Here is a 22,175-nt window from a genome sequence, read left to right as displayed (position 1 = left end):
CCAATAGGGAAAATAAAGCTTGAGAAAGTAGATACAAACGATAAAAATAAAAAGCTAGCAGGAGCAAAGTTTCATATAGAAGATTCAAACGGAAAAGTAGTTGGAGAGTTAATAACAGATGAAAAAGGAGGAGCGATATCTAAAGATTTACCAATAGGAAACTATAGCCTAGTGGAAGTAGAAGCGCCTAAAGGTTACGAATTATTGAAAGATAAGGTAGCTGTAAAAGTAGAAAAAGATAAAGTAATAGAAATGAAAATAGGAAATAAGAAATTGCCAGATCCGGGTGGGAAAATTGAAATTGAGAAAGTGGATGACAAGGATATCAACTTAAAACTAAAAAGTGCTGTATTTCAAGTCTTAGATAAAGAAGGGAAAGAAGTTGCTAGATTAACAACAGATGAAAAAGGAAAGGTGATTTCCAGGCAATTAGTACTAGGAAAATATACGATTAAAGAAATAAAAGCACCAAACGGATATATGTTACTTAGAGATCCAATAGAGGTAGAAATTACAGAGGCAGTAAGGATACAAAAAATAACAGTAAAAAATGCGAAGAATAATTGGGTGATTCCTAATACTGGTGGCAGCGGTACAACAATTTTTTATGTGGTTGGTATTTTGGTGATTTTTGGTGTGTTATATTTCTGTAAGAAAAATCGTGTGTAAATAGTTATGAAAACAGTAGTATATAATGAACGGTTTTCATAAAGGTAGACAGATTTTGCATTAGACAATTTTAATGGCATGAGTTCGGTATTGTACCGGGCTCATGCTACTGAATTTCCTCTTAATTAGTTTTTTGTGATAATAATCATTATATTTTTATGACGTTTAACAATTCATTTTTTCGATAAAGTACCATATAACGGAATAATAGAAAAGTTACATTCGACTGAATGGTCTTATTTAATAAATCCAATTTGCTTCTTAGTTCATTCAGAAACTACTTTAAACTTTCTTCTCATATTAGAGGAGGGATATATGTTTCTTAATTTGTTGAAGCAGGAAAGGTTATAGTAAACATAGAATATATTAATAAATTGAAATGTTTACGGGGTGAAAATGATGGTAATAAAACAAGATGAAATTAAAGTAGTAGTTGGAGCTGGAGTGTTTAATAATAATCCAGGTTGGATTCAAACGCAAGAAGATGAACTTAATTTACTAGACAATACCACTTGGGAAGAAAGATTTGAATACAATTCCATTTCAGCTATTTTAGCTGAGCATGTATGGGAACATCTTACGTTTGAAGAAGGTGTAAAAGCAGCTGAAATCTGTTATGAATTTTTAAAACCATCAGGTCATATTCGATGCGGCGTCCCTGATGCGTTTTTTCCAGATGAAACATACCAAAATATAGTTCAAATAGGCGGACCTGGGCCGAAAGATCATCCTGCTGCAAGTCATAAAATAGTTCATAATTACAAAACATTAACGAAAATGTTTGAAACGGCTGGATTTGAGGTAGTTCTACTTGAGTATTGTGATGAAAATGGTCAATTTTATTACAACGAATGGGATGCGAATGACGGTGTTATTTTTCGTTCGAAAAGGTATGATTCTAGAAATCGAGGCGATAAACTTGGCTTTCCGTCGTTAATTGTTGACGCGATTAAGCGATAAGCGATTCAATAATTGTAAGTGTTAGTTACATAAGTTCATGAGTCGCAAATGCGGCTTTTTTATTTGTTTTGTAATCCTCTAATCAAAAAGGGAGAGGCCACATATGATAAGGGATTCTTAACACTATTTACTTTAAACTAAATTCTTCTCAAAAATCTTATGAAAATATTATATAGAGTAAATAATTCCACATTTTCTCGTGTTGAATTTTGTTTAGCGAATCTTTTCGTGAAAACGTTTGAGATGCGCCTATTGTATTAAAAATATGGAGAGAATATATAATCAATCAATTTTCAAAGTATCATGCACACATTAAATTAATATTTCATTGTCGTAGAGATTTCTTTTATGCATAAATTCGTGTAAAATAAAATGAGAACATACATTCTGTACGAGGGTGAGGGGAATAAATATGCTAGCTGAGATAGAGAAACAATCTAATGGGTATATTGTAAAATTTGAACGCCAATTTCCTTATACGATAGAGGAAGTTTGGTCTGTGTTAACTGAAAACAGTAAGCTTAAAAAATGGATGTCTAATTTGCAGATTGAAAACCTTAAAACAGGTGGAATGATAAAGTTCGATATGATGGATGGTTCATTTTTAAATATTGATATTTTAGAGTGTCAACTAAATGCAGTACTTGAATTCAAATGGGATAAAGATCGTGTCCGATTTGAAATACATAAAGCAGGAAATGAATCCCTATTACTTCTTAAAGAATTCATTCATGAATTAACAGATCATACACCGAAAGATATTGCTGGTTGGCATATTTGTTTAGAACTTTTTTCTACCGTGTTAGAAGGAAAAGAGAAAGAATTTCCAAAAGACGAGTGGCAACAATGGTTTGAAAAATACAAGGTTAAGATTCATGAACTAAAATGATAATTGCGTAATAGGTAATATTCATTGTGTAATTATTATATTATAAAAATGGTTTTTTGAGAAAATAAGAATAGAGGTTAATATGAAAGTAAATCAATTAATTGCAAATAACATAAATAAATTAGATGCTATCATTCCGTTTAATAAATCACTTGGTATTGCTGGTTTATCTGGATCTGGAAAAACAACTCTTTGTCAAACAATTGGTGAAGAATCAAAGAAGCGTCTAGTTTCCTTATTGCCAAAGGCTGAATATCAATATTTATTTCCTAATATTATGGAAACTAATTTTAGTGCTATTAAGATGGAAGAAATGCCTTTAGTCCTTTTTTTAGGGAAATCATCGATTTCTTCCAATCCGCGCTCGACAATTGGTACTCACACAGGTGTTTTTAAAGAGATTCGTGAAAAACTTGCTGAAGAATTTAATCTATCTCCTGAGGTTTTTTCATTTAATAATCAGTTAGGTTGGTGTGCTGCTTGTAAAGGGCGTGGTACTACTAAAAATATTGAGTGTAAAAAATGTAAAGGAAAACGTTTTAGTGAAGAAGTTGAACAACATACTATTGAGTTATTTGCTACACCACACACAATTTCGGATATTAACGATTTAAGTGTTGAATCTATTCTTTCATTAGCAGAAGAATTAAATATTAGTGAAGCAAAACAACATATACTGCAAAATATAATTAATATGAACATTGGTTATTTAACATTAAATCGAATTATGGGTACGTTGTCAGGTGGAGAGTTAACACGACTTTATTTGGCTGAATTCATGGCGGTAAGTGAAAATGCTGTAATTATTATTGATGAGATTTCCGTGGGGCTTGATCACGAAACATTATTACAAATATTAGAAGAGATCAAAAAATTAGGGTGCAAAAATCAAGTTTGGCTCATTGATCATTCAGATACAGTACTGGATACAACGGATGAGCAAATGTTCTTCGGACCTGGTAGTGGAAAATATGGTGGAAAAATCGTAAAAGAATCACCAAGGCCAAAGCCAATACTATCGGAACGAAATTACGAAATGCCAACAGAATATTATACATTCCATGAATTATATTGCCGAAATATCCAAATGACTGAGTTTCAGATTCCTAAAAATAGACTTGTAACTGTTACAGGAGAGTCTGGATGCGGGAAATCTACACTTGTCAATGAGTGTTTAGCTACAGATTTCTTGAAACGATATCCAAAAGATAAACTAGTTATGGTAGGGCAAGATCGAAACCAATCGATTACAAGTCGATCAACTGTAGCAACTTTCTTAGATATTAAAAAGAAACTGACAAAGTATAGTGAAGAAGTTGATGATATTTTTGAGCGCTCAATTGAGGATATTATTGATGAAATTCCAAATGAAGATATTGCGTATAAACGTTTGAACCTACTAATCAAATTAGGACTGGGCTATTTAACATTAGAACGAAAAACACAAACATTATCAACGGGTGAGTTTCAATGTGTTCATTTAGTTTCTGAGTTATTTGCAAAAACAAGAAACCCACATACATTATTTATTTTTGATGAGCCTTCAAAAGGTTTATCACAAAATATTTTAAATCAATTTATAGATAGTGTTAGAGGGATATTGCAAGATGAATCAGTCTCTATCATTATGATTGAACATAATAGTTACATGTTAGAAAGCTCTGATTATATCATCGATTTTGGAAAAAGACAGCTTGAATCTATAGAGCATCTTGATGTAGTAAGTCATGAGGATTATTATCATCAAAAAAGCAGTGTGAATAATGCTGAGCAAATACATATTTCTTCAACACTGAATCAACAAAATGGAATTAATTACTTAGAAGAGAATCATATTGATTATTTTAAAAATGCAGAAAACATCTATAAGGGTGGCATATTAAAAAGCTTATCATCAATGGCTCGTTTAATTTACGGTGAATACGAATCTGATACAATTGCACCTGTTGTTGCTATTGATCTCGAAAGACATTTGTATAGTCAATATAGTTTCTTATATGAAATTGGTGGATTGATCAATCATATTGTAGCTGCTCACCCGACTAATAAAGATACGAGAAGCTTCGATTTCTATTCTCAGGATAATCATTGCCCATCATGTTCGGGACGTCTTCAAATTGAAGTTTTTGATAAAGAAATTACAATTCAAGATAAAAATGTTCCATTTTGGGATGGTCTATTCGATCCTGAAATCATGAAAGTATTAAAATTTTATCAATATGAAAAAATAGAATTTCTATTTGAAGAAATTAAAAATGAGCTAGGTCACGATTTGACGAAGAGCTATAATGATATGTCTCAGGAAGAGAAACATACATTTTGGTACGGCTATTTTGATAAGTCCTTTTATGATAAGAAAGGAAAGACACGTAGAACATGGGTAGGGTTTAATACGATTATTGGTGGGTATATTGTCATTTCCAAAGCAGCTATTAAGGAAGATATTAAGACTTCTAAAGAAATGATGACATGTCCAATTTGTGAGGGGACTGTATTAAATCACCAAAAACCGCTTAAATTTGGAGATACAGATATTCGTGAAATTATCAATCAGCCGCTTAATGAAATAATAAAAATTGTAGGAGATTTACCTATACTCATCAAATTGAAATCTATCGTAGGTGACAATATGATTATGACAGAAGATGTCTCTTTACTGCCTAGGAAAATACAAGTCGCACTGAAAATGTTTGAATTAGAACAAGCAAGCTTTTTAAACTATGAAATGGTGTTACAAAATGTTTTACCATTCTGGGGCGAAATTAAAGGTAATATCGAATCAATCAGCAATAATAATAAGGTTACTATTTGTGATTTCCAAAATATCAATGAAACAAGAGAAACTATCATAGATAAGTATTTCACAAATGGAAAATATAAAAAATTAACATATGTGTATGAAGCATTTGGTTATAAAAAATTAGTTACCCAAATTAATAAAATAAAAAAAAGCAACCCATGTCCATTCTGTAACGGAAAAAAAGTTATAACCGAAGATAATCTACATGATGGCGTGTTTAAATTAACAATTCCATGTATAACTTGTAATGCAAGTGGTATCAATGATGAAGGACTTAAAGAAATTGTTGATGGCATAGATGTACAAACATGGTTAACTGGAAAAGTTAGTGATATTGTGGATGAAAGCTTACGAACTGAGGATGTTGCAGACATTCTAATATTTAATCGAATTCGTGAGTTGAATAAGCGAGAAATGATGGCAGTTTATGAATGTCTGGAGAAAAATAATTAAATTAAGAAGAATAAAAAATAGTGGTCAGTTAGGGATTAAAAACTCATTTGCAATAATCTGCAAATGAGTTTTTATGTTGAAGAAGAGTTTCTTTAACATAATATAGGGGTACCTAAAACCTCAATAGCGTCTAATTTTTCCTCCTTCGCTTATTTATAATTTCTAAATCTCGTTTGGAAAAAGTGTAGTAGGTTCCTAGCGCCCACTCATCTTCAGAAATTTGTATAAAGGCTTGTCGCTGTTCCGGTGTAAGTAATTCGCTACCTCTCGCCATTTTCATACAGTATCATCTCATTTCTGTAATTATTCAGTTAATTAGTTCAATTATGTATCAATAGAATGTACTCTATTGATACAAGTGTAGAAGACTGATAAAATCATAGTTAAGAGCGTCTCATAAGACTTGTCTCAAAAACGAGGTGATATTTTGCGAAAAATCGGTTATATACGTGTCAGTTCAACTAGCCAGAATCCTTCAAGGCAATTTCAGCAACTGAACGAAATCGGAATGGATATTATTTTTAAAGAAAAAGTTTCCGGAGCAACAAAAGATCGTGAGCAACTTCAAAAAATGTTAGAGGATATACAAGAAGGTGACATCATTTATGTTACGGACTTAACTCGGATTACTCGTAGTACACAAAATTTATTTGAATTAATCGATAACATACGGAGTAAAAAGGCAAATTTAAAATCCTTAAAAGATACATGGCTAGATTTATCAGAAGATAATCCCTACAGCCAATTCTTAATTACGGTTATGGCGGGTGTAAACCAATTAGAACGTGATCTTATCCGTATGCGGCAGCGTGAAGGGATTGAACTGGCTAAGAAAGAAGGAAAGTTTAAGGGTCGGTTAAAGAAGTACCATAAAAATCATGCAGGAATGAATTATGCAGTAAAGCTTTATAAAGAGGGAGATATGACTGTAAATCAAATTTGTAAAATTACAAATGTGTCTAGGGCCTCATTATATAGAAAGCTATCGGAAAGGAACAGTTGATGAGTTATACCAAAAATCAGAAATATATAATAGAAAATAAATTCCATATAGAGGTGGAATTATATGCCTAAAATTGACAATATGTTAGCAATTCTATGGATGCTTCGCTCAGGTAAAAAAATTACTGCAAAACAAATTTCAGAAAAGTTAGAGATGAATATAAGGACTGTGTATCGTTATATTGATACAATTTCAACAAGTGGCGTACCTATAATTTCAGAACCAGGACATAACGGTGGATACACTTTATTGAACAATTTTATTGAGGCTCCTCTTTTTTTTGATTTTGAGGAGCAAACTTCACTATTTCACGCTGCTGTTTTTGCGGAAGAAGCCGGATATTATGGAGGTGAAGCACTAAATAGGGCCATTTCAAAACTAAGTAAATACTCAAATCAAGAGCAGGAAGCAAAGATAAACCAACATTTAACTAGTCTAGAAGTAATAAGTCGATTAAGTTCACTCTCTATGGAACCTTTTTTGAAGGAGTTGGAGCAGGCCGTAGCTGACCGGTACTCAGTAAAAATTATTTACTATAAAAGTGGCGAAAAGCAATTAAATTATAGATTGATCGATCCGTACAGAATTATCTATTGGAATAATAAGTGGTATGTGATTGGATTTTGTCATCTTAGGAATGATATCCGTAGTTTTAGAGTAGATCGAATTGAAAGTCTAATGCTAACCGAAAATAGGTTTAACCGGCCAGAAAACTTTTCAGCACGTGACTTTTTTATAAAAAATCTTCTTCCAACTATAGAAGATAAGGAAGGGATTATTTCTTTGGTTATTAATGGGGATAAAAGTGTAATGGCTGATATTTGCCAACATTGGTTTTTAGGACATTATTTACAAGAACGGACTTCAAATCAAGCAGTTTTTCTTCTTGAAAAAGATATGATACATAAATATGTACCTTATTTACTTTTACCGTATAATAAATCTATTAAAGTTATTGAGCCAATAAGTCTTAAGAAAAGACTTATTGAAGTTCTGTCGGAATTAATAAAATTTCATCAAGTATGATAACTTCCCTGACGTTAACTGTCAGGGAAGTTATATTATAATAGCTATATCAATTGTGATTGGAGTGTTATTGGATGCAAACAAAAAAAGTTTTTATATATGTATTTAATACAATGTCGGACTGGGAATATGGATATTTAATTGCTGAACTAAACTCAGGAAGATATTTCAAAAAAGATTTAGTACCTTTAAAAGTAATTACAGTAGGAGCTAATAAAGAAATGATTACTACTATGGGAGGACTGAGCATAAAACCAGAGATTTCCCTTGATGAATGTACTTTTGAGAGTAAAGATCTTTTGATTTTACCAGGAGGGACTACTTGGAGTGAAGAAATTCATCAACCTATCTTGGAAAGAATTGGCCAAGCTTTAAAGCTTGGCACTATTGTTGCTGCAATTTGTGGTGCAACTGAGGCCCTTGCGAATATGGGATACTTAGATACTAGAAAGCATACAAGTAATAATTTAGAATACACTAAAATGGTATGTCCTAACTATAAAGGAGAAAAGTTCTATGAGTTGAGATCTGCGGTATCTGATGCGAATTTAGTTACTGCATCAGGAATAGCTCCTCTGGAATTTGCGATGGAAGTACTGAAAAAATTAGATGTATTTGCACCCGACACATTACATTCATGGTATAACCTAAATAAGACTCATAAACCTGAATACTTCTTCCAGTTAATGAATTCAATAAATAGCTGAGCTAAAAAATAAACTTAGCAGTTTTATATTAGTTCAAATAAAAATAATGAAGTAACTGAAAAGCTCCCTTTCTCTATTTTGTTTTGCAGAGAAGTTGGGCTTTTTAATTTGGAATTTCCTTAACGTTGTAAATCCGCATTTTCCTGACGCTACCCCATCGCCATCAACTTAAGAGATTTTAATACCCTCAAGTACCAAAAATGTCATCCTTTCTAATCTATCTTATTTAGAAAGGATGACGTTTTTTGATGAATCTCTCGATTCAAGATAAACTACAACCATTTGCAGAGGAATTACAACGATATGTGACACCTGTATTTTTAGAAGAACTTGCAAGAGAACTTGGGTTTGTAAAGCAGAAACGTAAGTTTTCTGGCTCAGACTTAGCCATCTGGATTAGTCAACGAGTCGCTAGCCCTTTTATTAAAATTCAATAAATGTAAGAAAAATTACAATATTAAGTCTTTTTAAATGATAGTTAACCTTTAATGTATGATTTTCACATTAAATTTTCTTTTTTTACTACGTTTATTAAGAGGAATATTTAAAAATACACTTTTAAATAAACATAATAGCTATCAAAGGCGGGAATTTTCATAGAATTGCTAAATGTTGTGTCAATCATTACTATTAAGACTATATCCCAATGAAATTAGAGTATACTTCTTCTATTTTCAAGACTATAGGCATGAATTTGACAAGAAAATATTTCTGAATTTTTGTACCAGAAGCACCCAAAGAACAAAGTATAAGGGGATTTACTTATGGGAACGGGGGATTTTATGACAAAGAAACAAAAGAAAATATTATCTATCACATTAGCTACAGGTGTATTTGCTGGAACCTACATTCCAACTGCTTATACGGCATTTGCAGAAAATGAAAAAAAAGAAGATTTACAAGAAAATCAAACAAAAAATATTAATCAAAATAGCCTTCCGATAGATTCATATGGTTGGTTTGAGAACCCTTATAAGGGAGTAACTTTTTCACAATTTATAGATGCATTTAATAACAATCAGTGGCAACCTTTATTAGTCAATATTAAGAACAAAGGGGATGCTGGTTCGGGTACTATTTCTTTTCTAAAAGGCATGATGACAACAGGATTATCATTATTACCACCACCAGCTAGTCTTTTAGCAAGTATTTGGAGTGTGTTTATTCCTACTAATGATGCTAACGGAACGGATATGTGGAGGCAATTAGAAACATACATCGATGAAAAAATAGATAGTAAAATAAATGATTATCATAAATATCTTATGGGTGCTGAATTTAATGGGGCGATGTCAGCGATAAAAGAGTATCAACGGGTTCTCCAAATATATAATGACAGTAAAAATAGCTTAAAAAGAGTAGAAGAGCCTGGCACACCAGTGATTGAAGCTGTCCGAGCAGCAGATAGGAAGTTGAAAGAATTTATTGCTGTTGTTCAAACGACTGAAAAATCAAATGATTCTGTATATCAACAAATAACAGTTCCAATCTTTGTGCAAGCTGCAAATGCTCATCTCTTATTGCAGAGAGATATGATTTTATATGGTGAAGAATGGGGAATGGATAAAGATCAATGGCAAGGATATAAGGATAATCAGAAAAAACTTATTCAAGAATATACGAATTATGCTATGAAAGTATATAATGATGGATTGGAAAAAAGGAAAAAAGAAGCTGAAGAGATTAATACGCAACAACCAAATAGAAATACTGACAGATGGAATCATATTAATGATTATGTAAGGGAATATACATTAAGTGTTTTAGATTTTGTAGATTTGTTTCCAGCAACAAATCCTGAAACATATTCTAAAGGCGTAATGCAAGAAAATTCTAGGCAAATTTATTCTTCTATTAAAGGCGCAGTCATACCACAAGGAGGAACAGGGGAAGAAACAACTTGGGAAAAATACAAAAAATCCTAGATTTTGAAGAATATAAAGGGGATCTGCACAAGCTTGATATACGATCTTTTGATCGTATTGATGCTATTCAACCATGGTTTTCTGATAAGCAGAATGGTGGTTCCAATTGGACTACTCCTGGATGGACTGGAAATGCAAGTGGGGGGGCTTTAAAGAATCTTATAAATCCTTCTGATAATCCGATTACTAGAGTTAAGGCGCAATCAAGCCGTACTCCTAATTATATTGACTTTAAATTTGATACTGGGGGAGATAACCCTTACTTTGGTAGATATTTTTCAGGCGGATCATACAAAGAAGATATTTTTGAATATCCGAATCAAAAACTTTCTCAAATTCACGCATTTAACAGAAGTACCTATCCAGGATTTGAAGGTATTGATGCAGTAGTATTTGGGTTTGTCGACAGGAATCTTACACAGTCGTCCACTTATCTAATGACAAATATGATAACAACAATCCCAGCTGCAAAGTATAACCGTGGAATGAGCAATTTTCAACCACAAGTGGAATCTATACATGCTAAGCAAAAGGCGATGAAAACTGATACTACCAATTCTTATTTAGCATATGGTGTCGAAATTTCTAAAGAACAGGAATATAAAATTAGATATAAGGTTGCAGCTAACGAGAATTCTAAAATCAGTCTTTCACATAGAAAACCTGGTGGTAACTATGCAAAAATAGATGACACTACTATTCCTATTACTGGAAATGCAGCGGATACTGTTAAAGGAGAATATGGTTCTTACAAGATTGTAGAAGGCCCTATTGTTAAGTTAACAAAAGGTGCACATGATTTGAAATTGGAAAATTCACAAGGTAAATTCTCCTTAGATCAAATTGAATTAGAACCGGTGGAACGGGATCAAGTGATAGCGCGGGATAATTTTGACGATCAACGGTTAAATTGGATTAACCTAGGTGGTATTGTAAATGGAGGTATCACAGGGAAAGCTGGTATGATTGGTACAAATGGAGATACTTGGACTTATATTCAGGATCAAGTATTACCATTCTCTAAATATACCTTGAGTATAAAAGTGAAATTGGATTCCAGTGATGGAAATGAGAGACAAAAGGTAACGATATTCACAGATAATTTGAAACATGAGCGAATAACAAAAACAGTCGAGCTTAAGGGGAAAGCAGGCTATCAAGAAATACAACTAGAATTTATTACAAGTAGGGATTTAGCAAACACTCATGTTGGGATTCTAACGTCAAATGGAACATCTAATGTATTATTTGATGATGTCCAAGTTATAGGTGCAAAAAAAAGCTAAACTAATATGGGTTCTGATGTAAAAACTTTGAAACATATAAAAATGGTTTATCAAACTTGGATATACTGATAGGAGCGCCATACATGCCCATCAACAATACCTCTAAGTACCAAGAAAACGTTATTCTTTCTAAACTGATATGCTCTCCTTTAGGTAGACAGATAAAAAATAAAAATCTGTTTGCTTGAAGGAGAGTTTTGTTAATGTCTAAAAAAGTTTACTCTGCGAAGGATAAATTTAATATATTGAAAGAATGGGAGGATGGTAATTATTCACTAAATGAACTTGAGTCCATTTTTAAAGTAAGTCGCATCAACCGAAGCGCTCATCAAGTCCTGAGGGACTGAATCAACGGTTTAATAAGGCGGCCGTCCTACCTTTACAACACCTACTAGCCGAACTACTAAGCAAAAAATTGGCCGCATCTATGCCGATTTCTTCTCCATACACTTCTGTTTTCAAGCATACTCGTATTTTAGATTCAACTGCATTTCAACTCCCGGGTGTATTTTCATCGGTTTATCCAGGTGGAGAGCTCCTACATATTCATACAGGCCCAGGTAAACAACATGATCGCACTTACGGCTCTCTGTGTGTCCCAACTGTAACAGCAAATGATTTATGTATCCGAGATTTAGGTTGTTTTCATTTAAAAGACCTTCAATGCATACAATATAAAGAGGCAGACAAGTATGGAAAATAAAATTAACCCAGAATTATTGGAATCATGAAATGAGGCTTTTAAAAGGAATGCTTATTTCTTCAATCACTATCAATTTTGTTTTTTTAATATCCCTATTTAATCAAAGGGTTATTAAAAATCATATAACAGGAGGATTTATATGAAAAAGAATACAATTTTGATATTATTGATATTTATTTTTTCTATTTCCCTTACAAACCATCCCATTGCAGCCGAAACTGTAAACAAACTTGAGTTTATAAAAGAACAACAGACTAAAAATGAAAATCTTATTCATATTGATATAAGAGGAAATACTGTGGAAGAATATCAAGAGGCACAACATATGGTTGATAGAATAAAAAAAATAAAAAGCGGCATACTTGATAAATTAGTGGCAGACGGAACATATGTAAAACTTGTTAATTATCCTATCACTGAGTCTGACGAGTACAGGGACCTAAAAGGATTGATTCCACGAGGATGGGAGGGGCAAACCAATGCCGAAGGAAAACAATTGACCTGGGATGATGTACCAGGTGTGGGATCTGATATTGGTGGAAAACCTGTAATGGCTAGAATAGGTTTTAGTGAAAGAGGAAAGGGGCATGGTTCTATTAATTTAGAACTTCATGAAATAGCGCATGCAATTGATCGAGTGGTTTTTTTAAATATAAGTCATACTGATTTGTTTGATATTCCTTTTAGTCAAGAGAGACAGAAATTTTTCCCGGATAAATATTACGAAAATAAGGAAGAATATTTTGCGGAATGTTTTACATATTATTATTTTAGCGAATCATCCAAGCAAGAGCTAAAAGATAAGGCTCCATTGACTTATAGATGCATAGATTTATTAATTAAAAAAGTTCAAGGGGATTCCAATTAAACAGAACCTATTAATGAACTATTAGACGGAAATCAATTTGCTTGGTCTTTAAAAGGATATAGTGATCGAGAATTCGCAAAAGTAGATTATAACAAGAAGGCAGAGTTAACTATGGTTTTAAAATAAATTCGCGATGTTTATAAAAAAGATACGATGCTCTATCCCTTTAGGTGGTTATCTAAAGGGGTATTTTTATACTAAAAAGGAAAAGAACATCTGAATTGAAGGATAGACTAGGGAACTGTTGTGTGGCAATAAGTTATTCCTGTGAACTACTCGCCACTTAGCAAGGCTTGAAGTGGGAGTTTCTCAGTTCCACGATGAAAGCAACCTTTCGTCTTCCTGAGCGTTACTTCGGGGTGTTCCATCCCTAGATGTCCAACGCTTGGACGCTCTTTTGGTACGGTTGATATTTTACGCAGGAACCGAATGGCTTGGTTTTCGCACTCAATTTTCTTCCTGCAATCTCATATATCAAGTTATCAAAGAAATTCATATAGCTAGTTTATCAAAAGTTTTTGGCTATGCCAAACCGAAATTCATCTCCCATCTACCGTTGGGCTACGCCCTTCACACGCTTGAGGAAGGAGAATTCTTTAAAAATTATTAAAGTATTTCTATTAGGATCAAAAGTATGGGTAGAAAATTATGGTGAAGCAATCGCTGGTGATACCGGTAGTGCCATTAAAGGTAATCGTATTGATGTTTTAGTAGGTTCAAAAAGTGAAGCCATGAATTGGTGAAGACAAACAGTTAAAGTAAAAGTTCTATGATAATTATGGTTACCTAAATAGAAGTCAGTTCTCTTTATTGAGACTGGCTTTTATTTTTTGAGTTAGTGCAACTCATTGAAAAATCTTGTTGTTCTGACTTAGGCATTTCGGGAGACTTATTGCTAAACCTGCACCAGAATTTTAATGGGAAATGAAATAAATACAACTTGTATCATGTTTATATATTGAATGTGAAAAGAATTGATTTCTTGTATTCCTATTAGTACTAGTAAAAATGCAACAATTATTATTTTACGGACGATTTATCCAATCAAGTGCAGGAGGAGAATGTTCTCCTGTGATGTTTATAGCAATGTAATTACTATGTAGAAGATAATAATATTATGGGGTATTTTAGCTGAATGTTCCTATATGAATATGTAATTTTACATATCCATATAAAAGACAAAAATCTACAAAGTACTGTTAAATTATATTGAAAACATTTTTTTGAAAGGGATTTATATAGATTTAAGAAAATTAATAAATTTTAATGGTTAATTATCACAGTATAATTATTTCACCTTATGAAGTGAAAGTTGTCTTTAACTTTTTTAGATATAATTTTTTTGAATTTGAACAATTAATATCTGAAAATTCAAATATAATCAATGTGATTTTCTGGTTTACTTATGAAAAACATAGTGTTTAAAATGAAGGGGAAGTAAGGTCCTTACATTCTATTAAAAATAAATAGAAACGAAATACGATTATTCTATCGGAAAATTTCCATCCTCGAGTGTATGCGAGAAGAAATCGTAACGTTAGTTTGTAAAACATATATGATTAAGATTGTAAAAAACAACGGTAAAGAGGTGTACGGAATGAAGAATAAAATTATGACAGGATTTTTAATAACATCAATCGTTACTGGAGCGACTATTCCTATCAATACTCTCGCAATGCCAATTGTTCAGGCAGAAACGGAGCAAGATAGTATAGATATTTCCTCATCATTACGAAAAATAGGTGCACACTCCAAGTTAACACAGACTTTTATAGATGGAGCTTTAGCAAGTCCGAATGTGCAACTTGAAGAAGTTCCATCTTTAAATACAACTCAATTTCTAATTAAACAAGATATGAAAGAGTGGTCATCAGAACTATATCCAAAATTAATTCTACTAAATTCAAAAAGTAAAGGATTTGCAACCAAATTTAATAGCTATTATCCAACATTAAAAGGATTTGTAGATAATAAGGAAGATAAAGAAGGGTTTATAGATAGACTGGAAGTTCTTCAAGATATGACTATAACAAACCAAGAAAACGTGCAACGTCAGATTAATGAGTTAACAGATCTTAAACTACAGGTAGATAAGAAACTGAAAAATCTTGATACAGATGTGGTAAAAGCACAGAGTATACTTAGCTCAGAGGGAACAGGAAAAATAGACAAGTTAAAAAATGAAATGCTAAATACAAAAAAATCAATTCAAAATGATTTACAACAAATAGCATTATTACCAGGAGCTTTAAATGAACAAGGGCTAAAGGTATTCCAAGAAATTTATAGTTTATCAAAAGATATCATTGAACCGGCTGCCCAAACAGCGGTAGCAGCGTATAACAAAGGAAAAGAAATTAACAACGCTATTGTAGAAGCAGAGAAAAAAGCAGAGCAAGAAGCAACAGAAAAGGGAAAATCAGCCTTAGAAATTGAAGTTGCCAAAAAAGAAGCACGTGAAGCGATAGAGAACAATAAAAAAGGTGAAATTGCAGCAGCTGCAGTTACAAAAACAAAAGAGTATGATCTTATGAAAGTAATTGATCCTGAAAAAATCAAAAAAACATATAGTACCTTTGCTGAAATTAATAAACTAACAGCAGAGCAACGAGCGTATTTAGATGATCTAGAGAAACAAAATCAAAAGTTATATGATTTAACAACAAAATTAACAGTAGCAGATTTACAAAAATCAATGATTCTTTTCATGCAAAATGATTTGCATACATTTGCTAACCAAGTTGATGGAGAAATTGATCTAATGAAACGCTATAAAGAAGATTTGAATCTAATAAATAATAGTATTACAAAACTATCGACTGAAGTTGATACTGTTAACAATCAGTCTCAAAAAGATACATTAAGACGACTAAAAAATGTAACGAGCCAACTCGAAGAACAGGTTAATAAATTTTGATATTAAGAACTTAGGGTGAACAAAAAGATAAGAACCCAACTGAAAATAAGGAGGAGAATAAAAATGATGAAATTTCCATTTAAGGTCATAACTTTGGCCACTTTGGCAACTGTTATAACAGCTACGAATGGTAGCTCTATTCATGCACTTGCCCAAGAACAAACGGCTCAAGAACAAAAAATAGAAAACTATACGTTAGGGCCTGAAGGGCTAAAGAAAGCATTGGCTGAAACAGGCTCTCATATTCTTGTAATGGATTTGTACGCAAAAACAATGATTCAGCAACCGAATGTAAATTTATCCAATATTGATTTAGGTTCAGGAGGGGGAGAATTAATTAAAAACATTCACCTAAATCAGGAACTGTCACGAATCAATGCAAATTACTGGTTAGATACAGCGAAGCCAAATATTCAAAAGACAGCACGTAATATTGTAAATTATGATGAACAATTTCAAAATTATTACGACACATTAGTAGATACTGTGAAAAAGAAAGATAAGGTAGGCCTAAAAGAAGGTATAGGTGATTTAATCGGTACAATTCATACAAATTCAAAAGAAGTTACGGAAGTCATTAAGATGTTAGAAGCTTTCAAAACAAAGTTGTATACAAATACTGTAGATTTCAAAAATAATGTTGGAGGTCCAGATGGTCAGGGGGGCTTAACGGCTATATTAGCGGGAAAACAAGCGCTAGTCCCACAACTTCAGGCTGAAATTGAGAATCTACGTTCTACTCAGAAAGCACATTTTAATAATGTATTAGCATGGTCAATTGGTGGTGGATTGGGAGCAGCTATTTTAGTTATTGGAACGATTGCAGGAGCGGTAGTAATTGTTGTAACTGGTGGCACAGCAACACCGGCTGTTGTGGGTGGTCTTGCAGCTCTAGGAGCAGCTGGTATTGGTTTAGGAACAGCAGCTGGTGTTACGGCATCTAATCATATGAACTCCTATAACGAAATTTCTAATAAAATAGGAGAATTAAGTATGAAAGCCGATCTTGCTAACCAAGCAGTTATTTCACTTACTAACACAAAAGACACTTTAACATATTTGTATCAGACAGTTGATCAAGCAATTATGTCTCTAACAAGTATTCAGCAACAATGGAATACGATGGGGGCAAATTATAAAGATCTATATGATAATGTTGATCAAATGCAAGAACATAAACTTTCTTTAATACCTGACGATTTAAAGGCTGCTAAACAAAGTTGGAATGATATTCATAAGGATGCAGAATTCATTTCAAAAGACATTGCTTTTAAACAAGAAAAAACAAACTAAAAATCAATATATGTGTATAGGAGGAATTAAAATGAATAAAAACTTTCCTTATAAACTACTTGCTGTATCGACGTTTTTAACTCTGACAACAACCACGGTAGTTTCTCCAGTGGCAGCCTTCGCAAGTGAAAGTAAAATGGAACAAACTAGTACCGAAGATATATCTCTTTCTGTAAACAGCGAAAAGATGAAAAAAGCTTTGCAAGATGCTGGGGTATTCGCAAAATCCATGAATGACTATTCTTATTTATTGATTAATAACCCAGATGTTAACTTTGAAGGAATTGATATTAAAGGGTATACAAATCTACCTAGTCAAATTCTACAAGATCAAAAAAATGCAAGAGAGCATGCTACTAAATGGGATAAGCACATAAAAAGACAACTTTTAGATACGTTGACGGGTATTGTGGAGTATGATACCAAGTTTGACAATTATTACGATACACTAGTAGAAGCCATTGATGAAGGAGATGGAGATACATTAAAAGAAGGAATTACAGATTTACAAGAAGAGATTAAACAAAACCAAGCGTATACACAGAATTTAATACAAGAATTAGCTAAGTTAAGAGATAGTATTGGAGAAGATGTTCGAGCATTTGCAGGTCATAAAGATATATTGCATTCGATTCTGAAAAACCAAGCATCTGGAATTGATGAAGATGAAAAGCGCCTAAATGAAGTTTTAGAGCAAGTAAGACATTTTAAACAAGTAGAATCAGATGGAATAATAACTGTATCAATTCCCTCAATTCCTACGTGGATTGCTGGTGGTGTAATGATAGGGGTAGCAAGAAATAATTTAGGTACGTTAGAGCCGTTGTTAGCACAATTACGTCAGACTATAGATTATAAAGTAACATTAAATCGTGTAGTTGGTGTTGCGTATAATAATATTAATGAAATGCACAATACGATTGGATCGGCTATTAATGCACTTACCTATATGTCTGCACAATGGCATGATTTAGATTCTCAATATTCGGGAGTGCTTAGTCATATTGATAAAGCATCCCAAAAAGCGGATCAAAATAAATTCAAATTCCTAAAACCTAATTTGAATGCAGCGAAAGATAGTTGGAAAACATTAAGAGCAGATGCGTTTACATTAAAAGAAGGGATAAAAACATTAAAAATGGATCCTGTATCTTCAAAAAAATAGGGGGATACTACTTCTATTGCAAAGTTACGTAAATAATCATAAGATAATTAATCGTTTTTTTTATCAAAAAAGGCGGGGGTGTATTAAGGATTCCGTCTTTTCTTTTACATAAAGAGTAGCAATCAGGTTCAGGTACAATAAAAAATAAGATTTTTTAGGGAATAGCTTAGAAAAAATTGTGAAGGTTTAAACAAACGTGGTTACGATTGTTTAAACCTTTAAAGTTAAATAACTTTTATGAATTTCCCGTGAGATTCTAACCGTGAAATATTGAAATTCATTTACTTATTTCGCCAATTGAATACATTTATACAATTTGATGGAAGTTAAGAATACTGAATCAAAACATAATAGGTTGTTATCGATGAGTTTATCATATAAATAAAGAAAAGGAGATTATTATGGGAAAAAATAGAGTAATAGATACAGCATAAATAGCATGAATAGTTTTGGGCGTAAAAACATGAAAAAGAAAACAAAGATCCTTAAGAGTATTAAGGAAAAATGAGGGAGATAATATGGGGAATAATTCAGAACATAAAACTAGAAAAATACTTGCAGCTACTGCTACATTAACTATGCTTGCGACTGGAATGGTTTCTTCATCAGATGTCTTTGCGGAGGAAACGCAGCAGCAAAAGAATTTTTCGACATCACTGCAAGAAGAAAAGTCAGTCAAATCAGAAAATAGAACGTATACAGTCCCAGGAAAAGGGGATGTTGAGGTACTGAAACAACAGGAAAGAAAAAGTATGGCATTTAGTCCATATGAACCAACTGGTTTATATGCAAAGCCAAATGAACAAATAACGATTAATGTAGAAGGAAATCAAAATATTCAAGCATACATTGGAACGTATTCGTATGATGCTTCTTGGAGAGAAGATTCTAAAATAAAATCATTTACATTAAAACCTGGTATAAACACAATTCAATCTCCAAATGGGGGGATGATTTATTTTTATAATAAACAACAAGGTGGTACCATTCGAACAACAGTCACAACAGGTGGAACGACTACTCCTTTCTTTGAACTAGGCAAGCATACGAAACAAGATTTAATAGACATGCTGAACCAATATCCAAATGCACATGCAGTGGAGTTAAAAGGAGAACGTGTATTAATTACGGCCAGCCCTGCACGTGTTAAGAAATATTTGTTGGGTTCTAATACAGATCCTGTACAACTCTTAAAAAAGATGGATGAAGCTACTCGAATTCAAGACAAAGTAGCTGGGTTATCCGAGGAACAAGTAGATAAACATTATATTCATTACGTAGAAGAAAATCATTCTCCCGATTATTATATGTATGCAACTTCTTATCGAACTGCATATGTAGGAGAAGCAATCCAATACGTGTTAGATATTAATAAATTTATAAAAGATGGCTGGGGTCCTTGGCATGAGGCAGGACATTTGAGACAACAATCACCTTGGAAGTTTTATAATATGACAGAAGTACAAAATAATATTTACAGCCTTTCTGTAGAAAAAGCATTTACATCTAATCAACCTTTTAGATTACAACAAGAGGGTGCTTATAATAAGGCATTTCAATACTTAGAACAATCTAATAAAAATTATGACGAAATTAGTGATGCTTTTGTTAAGCTTGTTATGCTTTGGCAACTACAGTTAGCATATGGAGAGGACTTCTATCCTAAATTGCATCAATTGTATAGAGACATGCCCTCAAATGAACTTCCACAAACGGATGAAAATAAAAAGCAATTATTTATGATTTCGGCATCAAAAGTAGCCAAACAAAATTTGATTCCTTTCTTTGAGAAGTGGGGATTACGTCCAAATAATGATACCATTCAAAAAGTGGGTGCATTAGGATATCCAATTTTAACAGCAGAGATTTGGAAGGGTACGGATTCTAATCCAATTAAACCAGATATGCCTAATGTAAATAATATTTTAGAAGGAAACCAGTTTGCATGGTCGCTAAAAGGAATTAGTGATTTCGAGTTTGCTAAAATCAATTTCAATAAGTCGACAGAAGAAATGCAAGTTAACTTAAAAGCAGGCGTACCGCATCATTATTTTAATGAAACATATGCGAGTATTAAAGTGCAAAATGCATCAGGGAAAACAGTATACAATAAAGACATTTATGGAAACAAACAACAAAATGCTGAATTGCAAAAAGTTCCAGTCAAAGTAGGAGATTATATTGAGTTAACACATCTAGAAGGTGTGCATAGAGCTACTTTCACAAATGTAGACAACAGTAAACAAGAGAGCTTTGGAAAAAAAGCAATGTACGAAGTTACAAAAGAAGGTCTGAAGAAAGTAGAAAAAATGCCAGAAACAACGGTTTTAGACGGAAATAAATTTGGCTGGACCTTAAAAGGTTATAGTGATAGAGAAATCGCAAAAGTAGATTATAATAGGGCAACAGAGAAAATGCAGGTGAAGTTAGAAGCAGGCGTACCACATTCTTACTTTAATAATACGTATGCAAGTATTAAAGTACAGAATTCATCTGGTAGTGTTGTGTACAATAAGGAAATCGTGGGAAATAGACAACAAACTGCTGAAAGCCAAACCGTGCCCGTAAAAGTGGGAGATTACATTGAGTTTACCCATATAGAAGGGGAAGCAGTAAAGGAAAAGACACGCGCTACACTAACTAACCTTGAGAATAGTAAACAGGAATATATAGGTAAGAAAAGAACCTATCAAGTTACTTCTACGGGTTTATTAATAAAATAGATTAAAAGATGTCTAAAGAACATAAGTTTTTTAGACATCTTTTTTTATCCTAAAAATGTTCGGTAGGATTTTTAGGCCTAAAATATGTTCATAAATTATAACGAAATCGTTATTTGAATAGAAAAGTCCAGATGAAATTTTAATTAGATATACTTATTATTTCATCTATTTGTTTTTTTCTTATAGAGTTCAGTAAGGATCAGATAGTATTCCTTGTGCCAGCATCAGTTATTCAATCTTATGTGGGGATGTCTCAGTCTCATCAACCGAATTGTAAGAAGTCGATACCGAGAGCAGACTTTGATATTTATGGATACTTAGTAGAACAAACAGAACGAGCACCAGTTGATTACTTACAATACATCGATGAGACAGGATTAATTCCAGGGGTGTTAGATGGGATGATTCAGATAGATCAGGACCATAAAAGGATAGTAAATAACATTGAAGCAGCGAAAGAGAAAATGAATAATAAAAAACGTAAATTATTAAAGGCTTAATGGATAACGGAACCATGCAGAGTGGATGGTAGGGGCTACTCGCCATGAATGTGTCCCTTATTCAACAATGAAATTGTGAAATTTCACGTATCATATATAAAATTTAAATTACAAATTCGAAATAGGGGATTTCTGCATAGAAAGACAATTAACTTTATTACCAGCAATCGATGATAAAAAGGTGCAAAAAGAGATAGTCAGCATCTTAAAGGAATACCGTGCATTAAAGATGCGAATAAACAGAAAGGGGGTGTAAATTATGTTTACATCCTCTATTTATTTAATTTA

General features: G+C 32.7%; 13 protein-coding genes and 7 pseudogenes. 19 read left to right on the top strand and 1 reads right to left on the bottom strand.

What is annotated here, in order from left to right:
* From ACFVQC_RS21295 to ACFVQC_RS21280, 4 genes are all read left to right on the top strand, one after another.
* Positions 1–669: MSCRAMM family protein (locus ACFVQC_RS21295; protein ID WP_377899189.1), on the top strand; the 669-nt coding region annotated here is incomplete at its 5' end.
* A gap of 396 nt (positions 670–1,065) precedes the next feature.
* Positions 1,066–1,629, top strand: coding sequence for a class I SAM-dependent methyltransferase (locus ACFVQC_RS21290; protein ID WP_002147768.1), 564 nt, complete (start codon positions 1,066–1,068; stop codon positions 1,627–1,629).
* Between the two features lie 412 nt (positions 1,630–2,041).
* On the top strand, positions 2,042–2,518 hold the full coding sequence (locus ACFVQC_RS21285; RefSeq protein WP_002065559.1) for an SRPBCC family protein: 477 nt from the start codon (positions 2,042–2,044) through the stop codon (positions 2,516–2,518).
* An 82-nt stretch (positions 2,519–2,600) separates the two neighbouring features.
* Positions 2,601–5,771 carry an ATP-binding cassette domain-containing protein gene (locus ACFVQC_RS21280; RefSeq protein ID WP_377899188.1) on the top strand — a complete coding sequence of 1,057 codons (3,171 nt, stop codon included), beginning with the start codon at positions 2,601–2,603 and terminating at the stop codon, positions 5,769–5,771.
* A gap of 136 nt (positions 5,772–5,907) precedes the next feature.
* Here the strand turns inward: ACFVQC_RS21280 and ACFVQC_RS21275 are convergent.
* Positions 5,908–6,051, bottom strand: a pseudogene (locus ACFVQC_RS21275) (DUF4158 domain-containing protein); the annotation flags it as partial.
* A gap of 147 nt (positions 6,052–6,198) precedes the next feature.
* Between ACFVQC_RS21275 and ACFVQC_RS21270 the strand changes: the two are divergent.
* From ACFVQC_RS21270 to ACFVQC_RS21200, 15 genes and pseudogenes are all read left to right on the top strand, one after another.
* Positions 6,199–6,774, top strand: coding sequence for a recombinase family protein (locus ACFVQC_RS21270; protein WP_377895979.1), 576 nt, complete (start codon positions 6,199–6,201; stop codon positions 6,772–6,774).
* A gap of 63 nt (positions 6,775–6,837) precedes the next feature.
* On the top strand, positions 6,838–7,800 hold the full coding sequence (locus ACFVQC_RS21265) for a helix-turn-helix transcriptional regulator (RefSeq protein ID WP_377899187.1): 963 nt from the start codon (positions 6,838–6,840) through the stop codon (positions 7,798–7,800).
* A gap of 74 nt (positions 7,801–7,874) precedes the next feature.
* Positions 7,875–8,507, top strand: coding sequence for a type 1 glutamine amidotransferase family protein (locus ACFVQC_RS21260; RefSeq protein WP_377899186.1), 633 nt, complete (start codon positions 7,875–7,877; stop codon positions 8,505–8,507).
* 248 nt (positions 8,508–8,755) lie between these two features.
* Positions 8,756–8,938, top strand: a pseudogene (locus ACFVQC_RS21255) (IS4 family transposase); the annotation flags it as partial.
* Positions 8,939–9,271: 333 nt separating this feature from the next.
* Positions 9,272–10,432, top strand: coding sequence for an insecticidal delta-endotoxin Cry8Ea1 family protein (locus ACFVQC_RS21250; protein ID WP_377899185.1), 1,161 nt, complete (start codon positions 9,272–9,274; stop codon positions 10,430–10,432).
* Entirely contained in the window at positions 10,408–11,718 is a 1,311-nt protein-coding gene (locus ACFVQC_RS21245) for a delta endotoxin C-terminal domain-containing protein (RefSeq protein WP_377899184.1), read from the top strand. Before ACFVQC_RS21250 ends, ACFVQC_RS21245 begins: the two co-directional genes overlap by 25 nt.
* A 309-nt stretch (positions 11,719–12,027) precedes the next feature.
* Positions 12,028–12,403: pseudogene (locus tag ACFVQC_RS21240) on the top strand (transposase); the annotation flags it as partial.
* Between the two features lie 157 nt (positions 12,404–12,560).
* A pseudogene (locus ACFVQC_RS21235) lies at positions 12,561–13,394 on the top strand (anthrax toxin lethal factor-related metalloendopeptidase); the annotation flags it as partial.
* A gap of 503 nt (positions 13,395–13,897) precedes the next feature.
* Positions 13,898–14,032 (top strand): annotated as a pseudogene (locus tag ACFVQC_RS21230) (3D domain-containing protein); the annotation flags it as partial.
* Between the two features lie 854 nt (positions 14,033–14,886).
* Positions 14,887–16,206, top strand: a complete 1,320-nt coding sequence (gene hblC / locus ACFVQC_RS21225) for a hemolysin BL lytic component L2 (protein ID WP_033717859.1) — start codon at positions 14,887–14,889, stop codon at positions 16,204–16,206.
* A gap of 63 nt (positions 16,207–16,269) precedes the next feature.
* Positions 16,270–17,499, top strand: a complete 1,230-nt coding sequence (hblD, locus tag ACFVQC_RS21220; RefSeq protein WP_377899182.1) for a hemolysin BL lytic component L1 — start codon at positions 16,270–16,272, stop codon at positions 17,497–17,499.
* Between the two features lie 31 nt (positions 17,500–17,530).
* Positions 17,531–18,664: a hemolysin BL binding component B gene (gene hblA, locus ACFVQC_RS21215; protein ID WP_002147750.1), complete on the top strand. Its 1,134-nt coding sequence runs from the start codon at positions 17,531–17,533 to the stop codon at positions 18,662–18,664.
* Positions 18,665–19,182: 518 nt separating this feature from the next.
* Positions 19,183–21,387, top strand: coding sequence for a M60 family metallopeptidase (locus tag ACFVQC_RS21210; RefSeq protein ID WP_377899180.1), 2,205 nt, complete (start codon positions 19,183–19,185; stop codon positions 21,385–21,387).
* Between the two features lie 158 nt (positions 21,388–21,545).
* Positions 21,546–21,887, top strand: a pseudogene (locus ACFVQC_RS21205) (Holliday junction resolvase RecU); the annotation flags it as partial.
* 136 nt (positions 21,888–22,023) lie between these two features.
* Positions 22,024–22,134: pseudogene (locus ACFVQC_RS21200) on the top strand (ArpU family transcriptional regulator); the annotation flags it as partial.
* Between the last annotated feature and the right edge of the window lie 41 nt (positions 22,135–22,175).

This window comes from Bacillus sp. NPDC057893 (genome assembly GCF_042796455.1).
GTDB lineage: Bacteria > Bacillota > Bacilli > Bacillales > Bacillaceae_G > Bacillus_A.
Note: the sequence above shows the minus strand (reverse complement) of the source record. Positions and strands in the feature narration are given on the sequence as shown.

Coding starts and splice junctions, on each gene's coding strand:
- ACFVQC_RS21285 (WP_002065559.1), top strand. CDS start 2,042: ATGCTAGCTGAGATAGAGAAACAATCTAATGGGTATATTGTAAAATTT.
- hblD (WP_377899182.1), top strand. CDS start 16,270: ATGATGAAATTTCCATTTAAGGTCATAACTTTGGCCACTTTGGCAACT.
- ACFVQC_RS21265 (WP_377899187.1), top strand. CDS start 6,838: ATGCCTAAAATTGACAATATGTTAGCAATTCTATGGATGCTTCGCTCA.
- ACFVQC_RS21290 (WP_002147768.1), top strand. CDS start 1,066: ATGATGGTAATAAAACAAGATGAAATTAAAGTAGTAGTTGGAGCTGGA.
- ACFVQC_RS21250 (WP_377899185.1), top strand. CDS start 9,272: ATGGGAACGGGGGATTTTATGACAAAGAAACAAAAGAAAATATTATCT.
- ACFVQC_RS21280 (WP_377899188.1), top strand. CDS start 2,601: ATGAAAGTAAATCAATTAATTGCAAATAACATAAATAAATTAGATGCT.
- ACFVQC_RS21260 (WP_377899186.1), top strand. CDS start 7,875: ATGCAAACAAAAAAAGTTTTTATATATGTATTTAATACAATGTCGGAC.
- hblC (WP_033717859.1), top strand. CDS start 14,887: ATGAAGAATAAAATTATGACAGGATTTTTAATAACATCAATCGTTACT.
- hblA (WP_002147750.1), top strand. CDS start 17,531: ATGAATAAAAACTTTCCTTATAAACTACTTGCTGTATCGACGTTTTTA.
- ACFVQC_RS21210 (WP_377899180.1), top strand. CDS start 19,183: ATGGGGAATAATTCAGAACATAAAACTAGAAAAATACTTGCAGCTACT.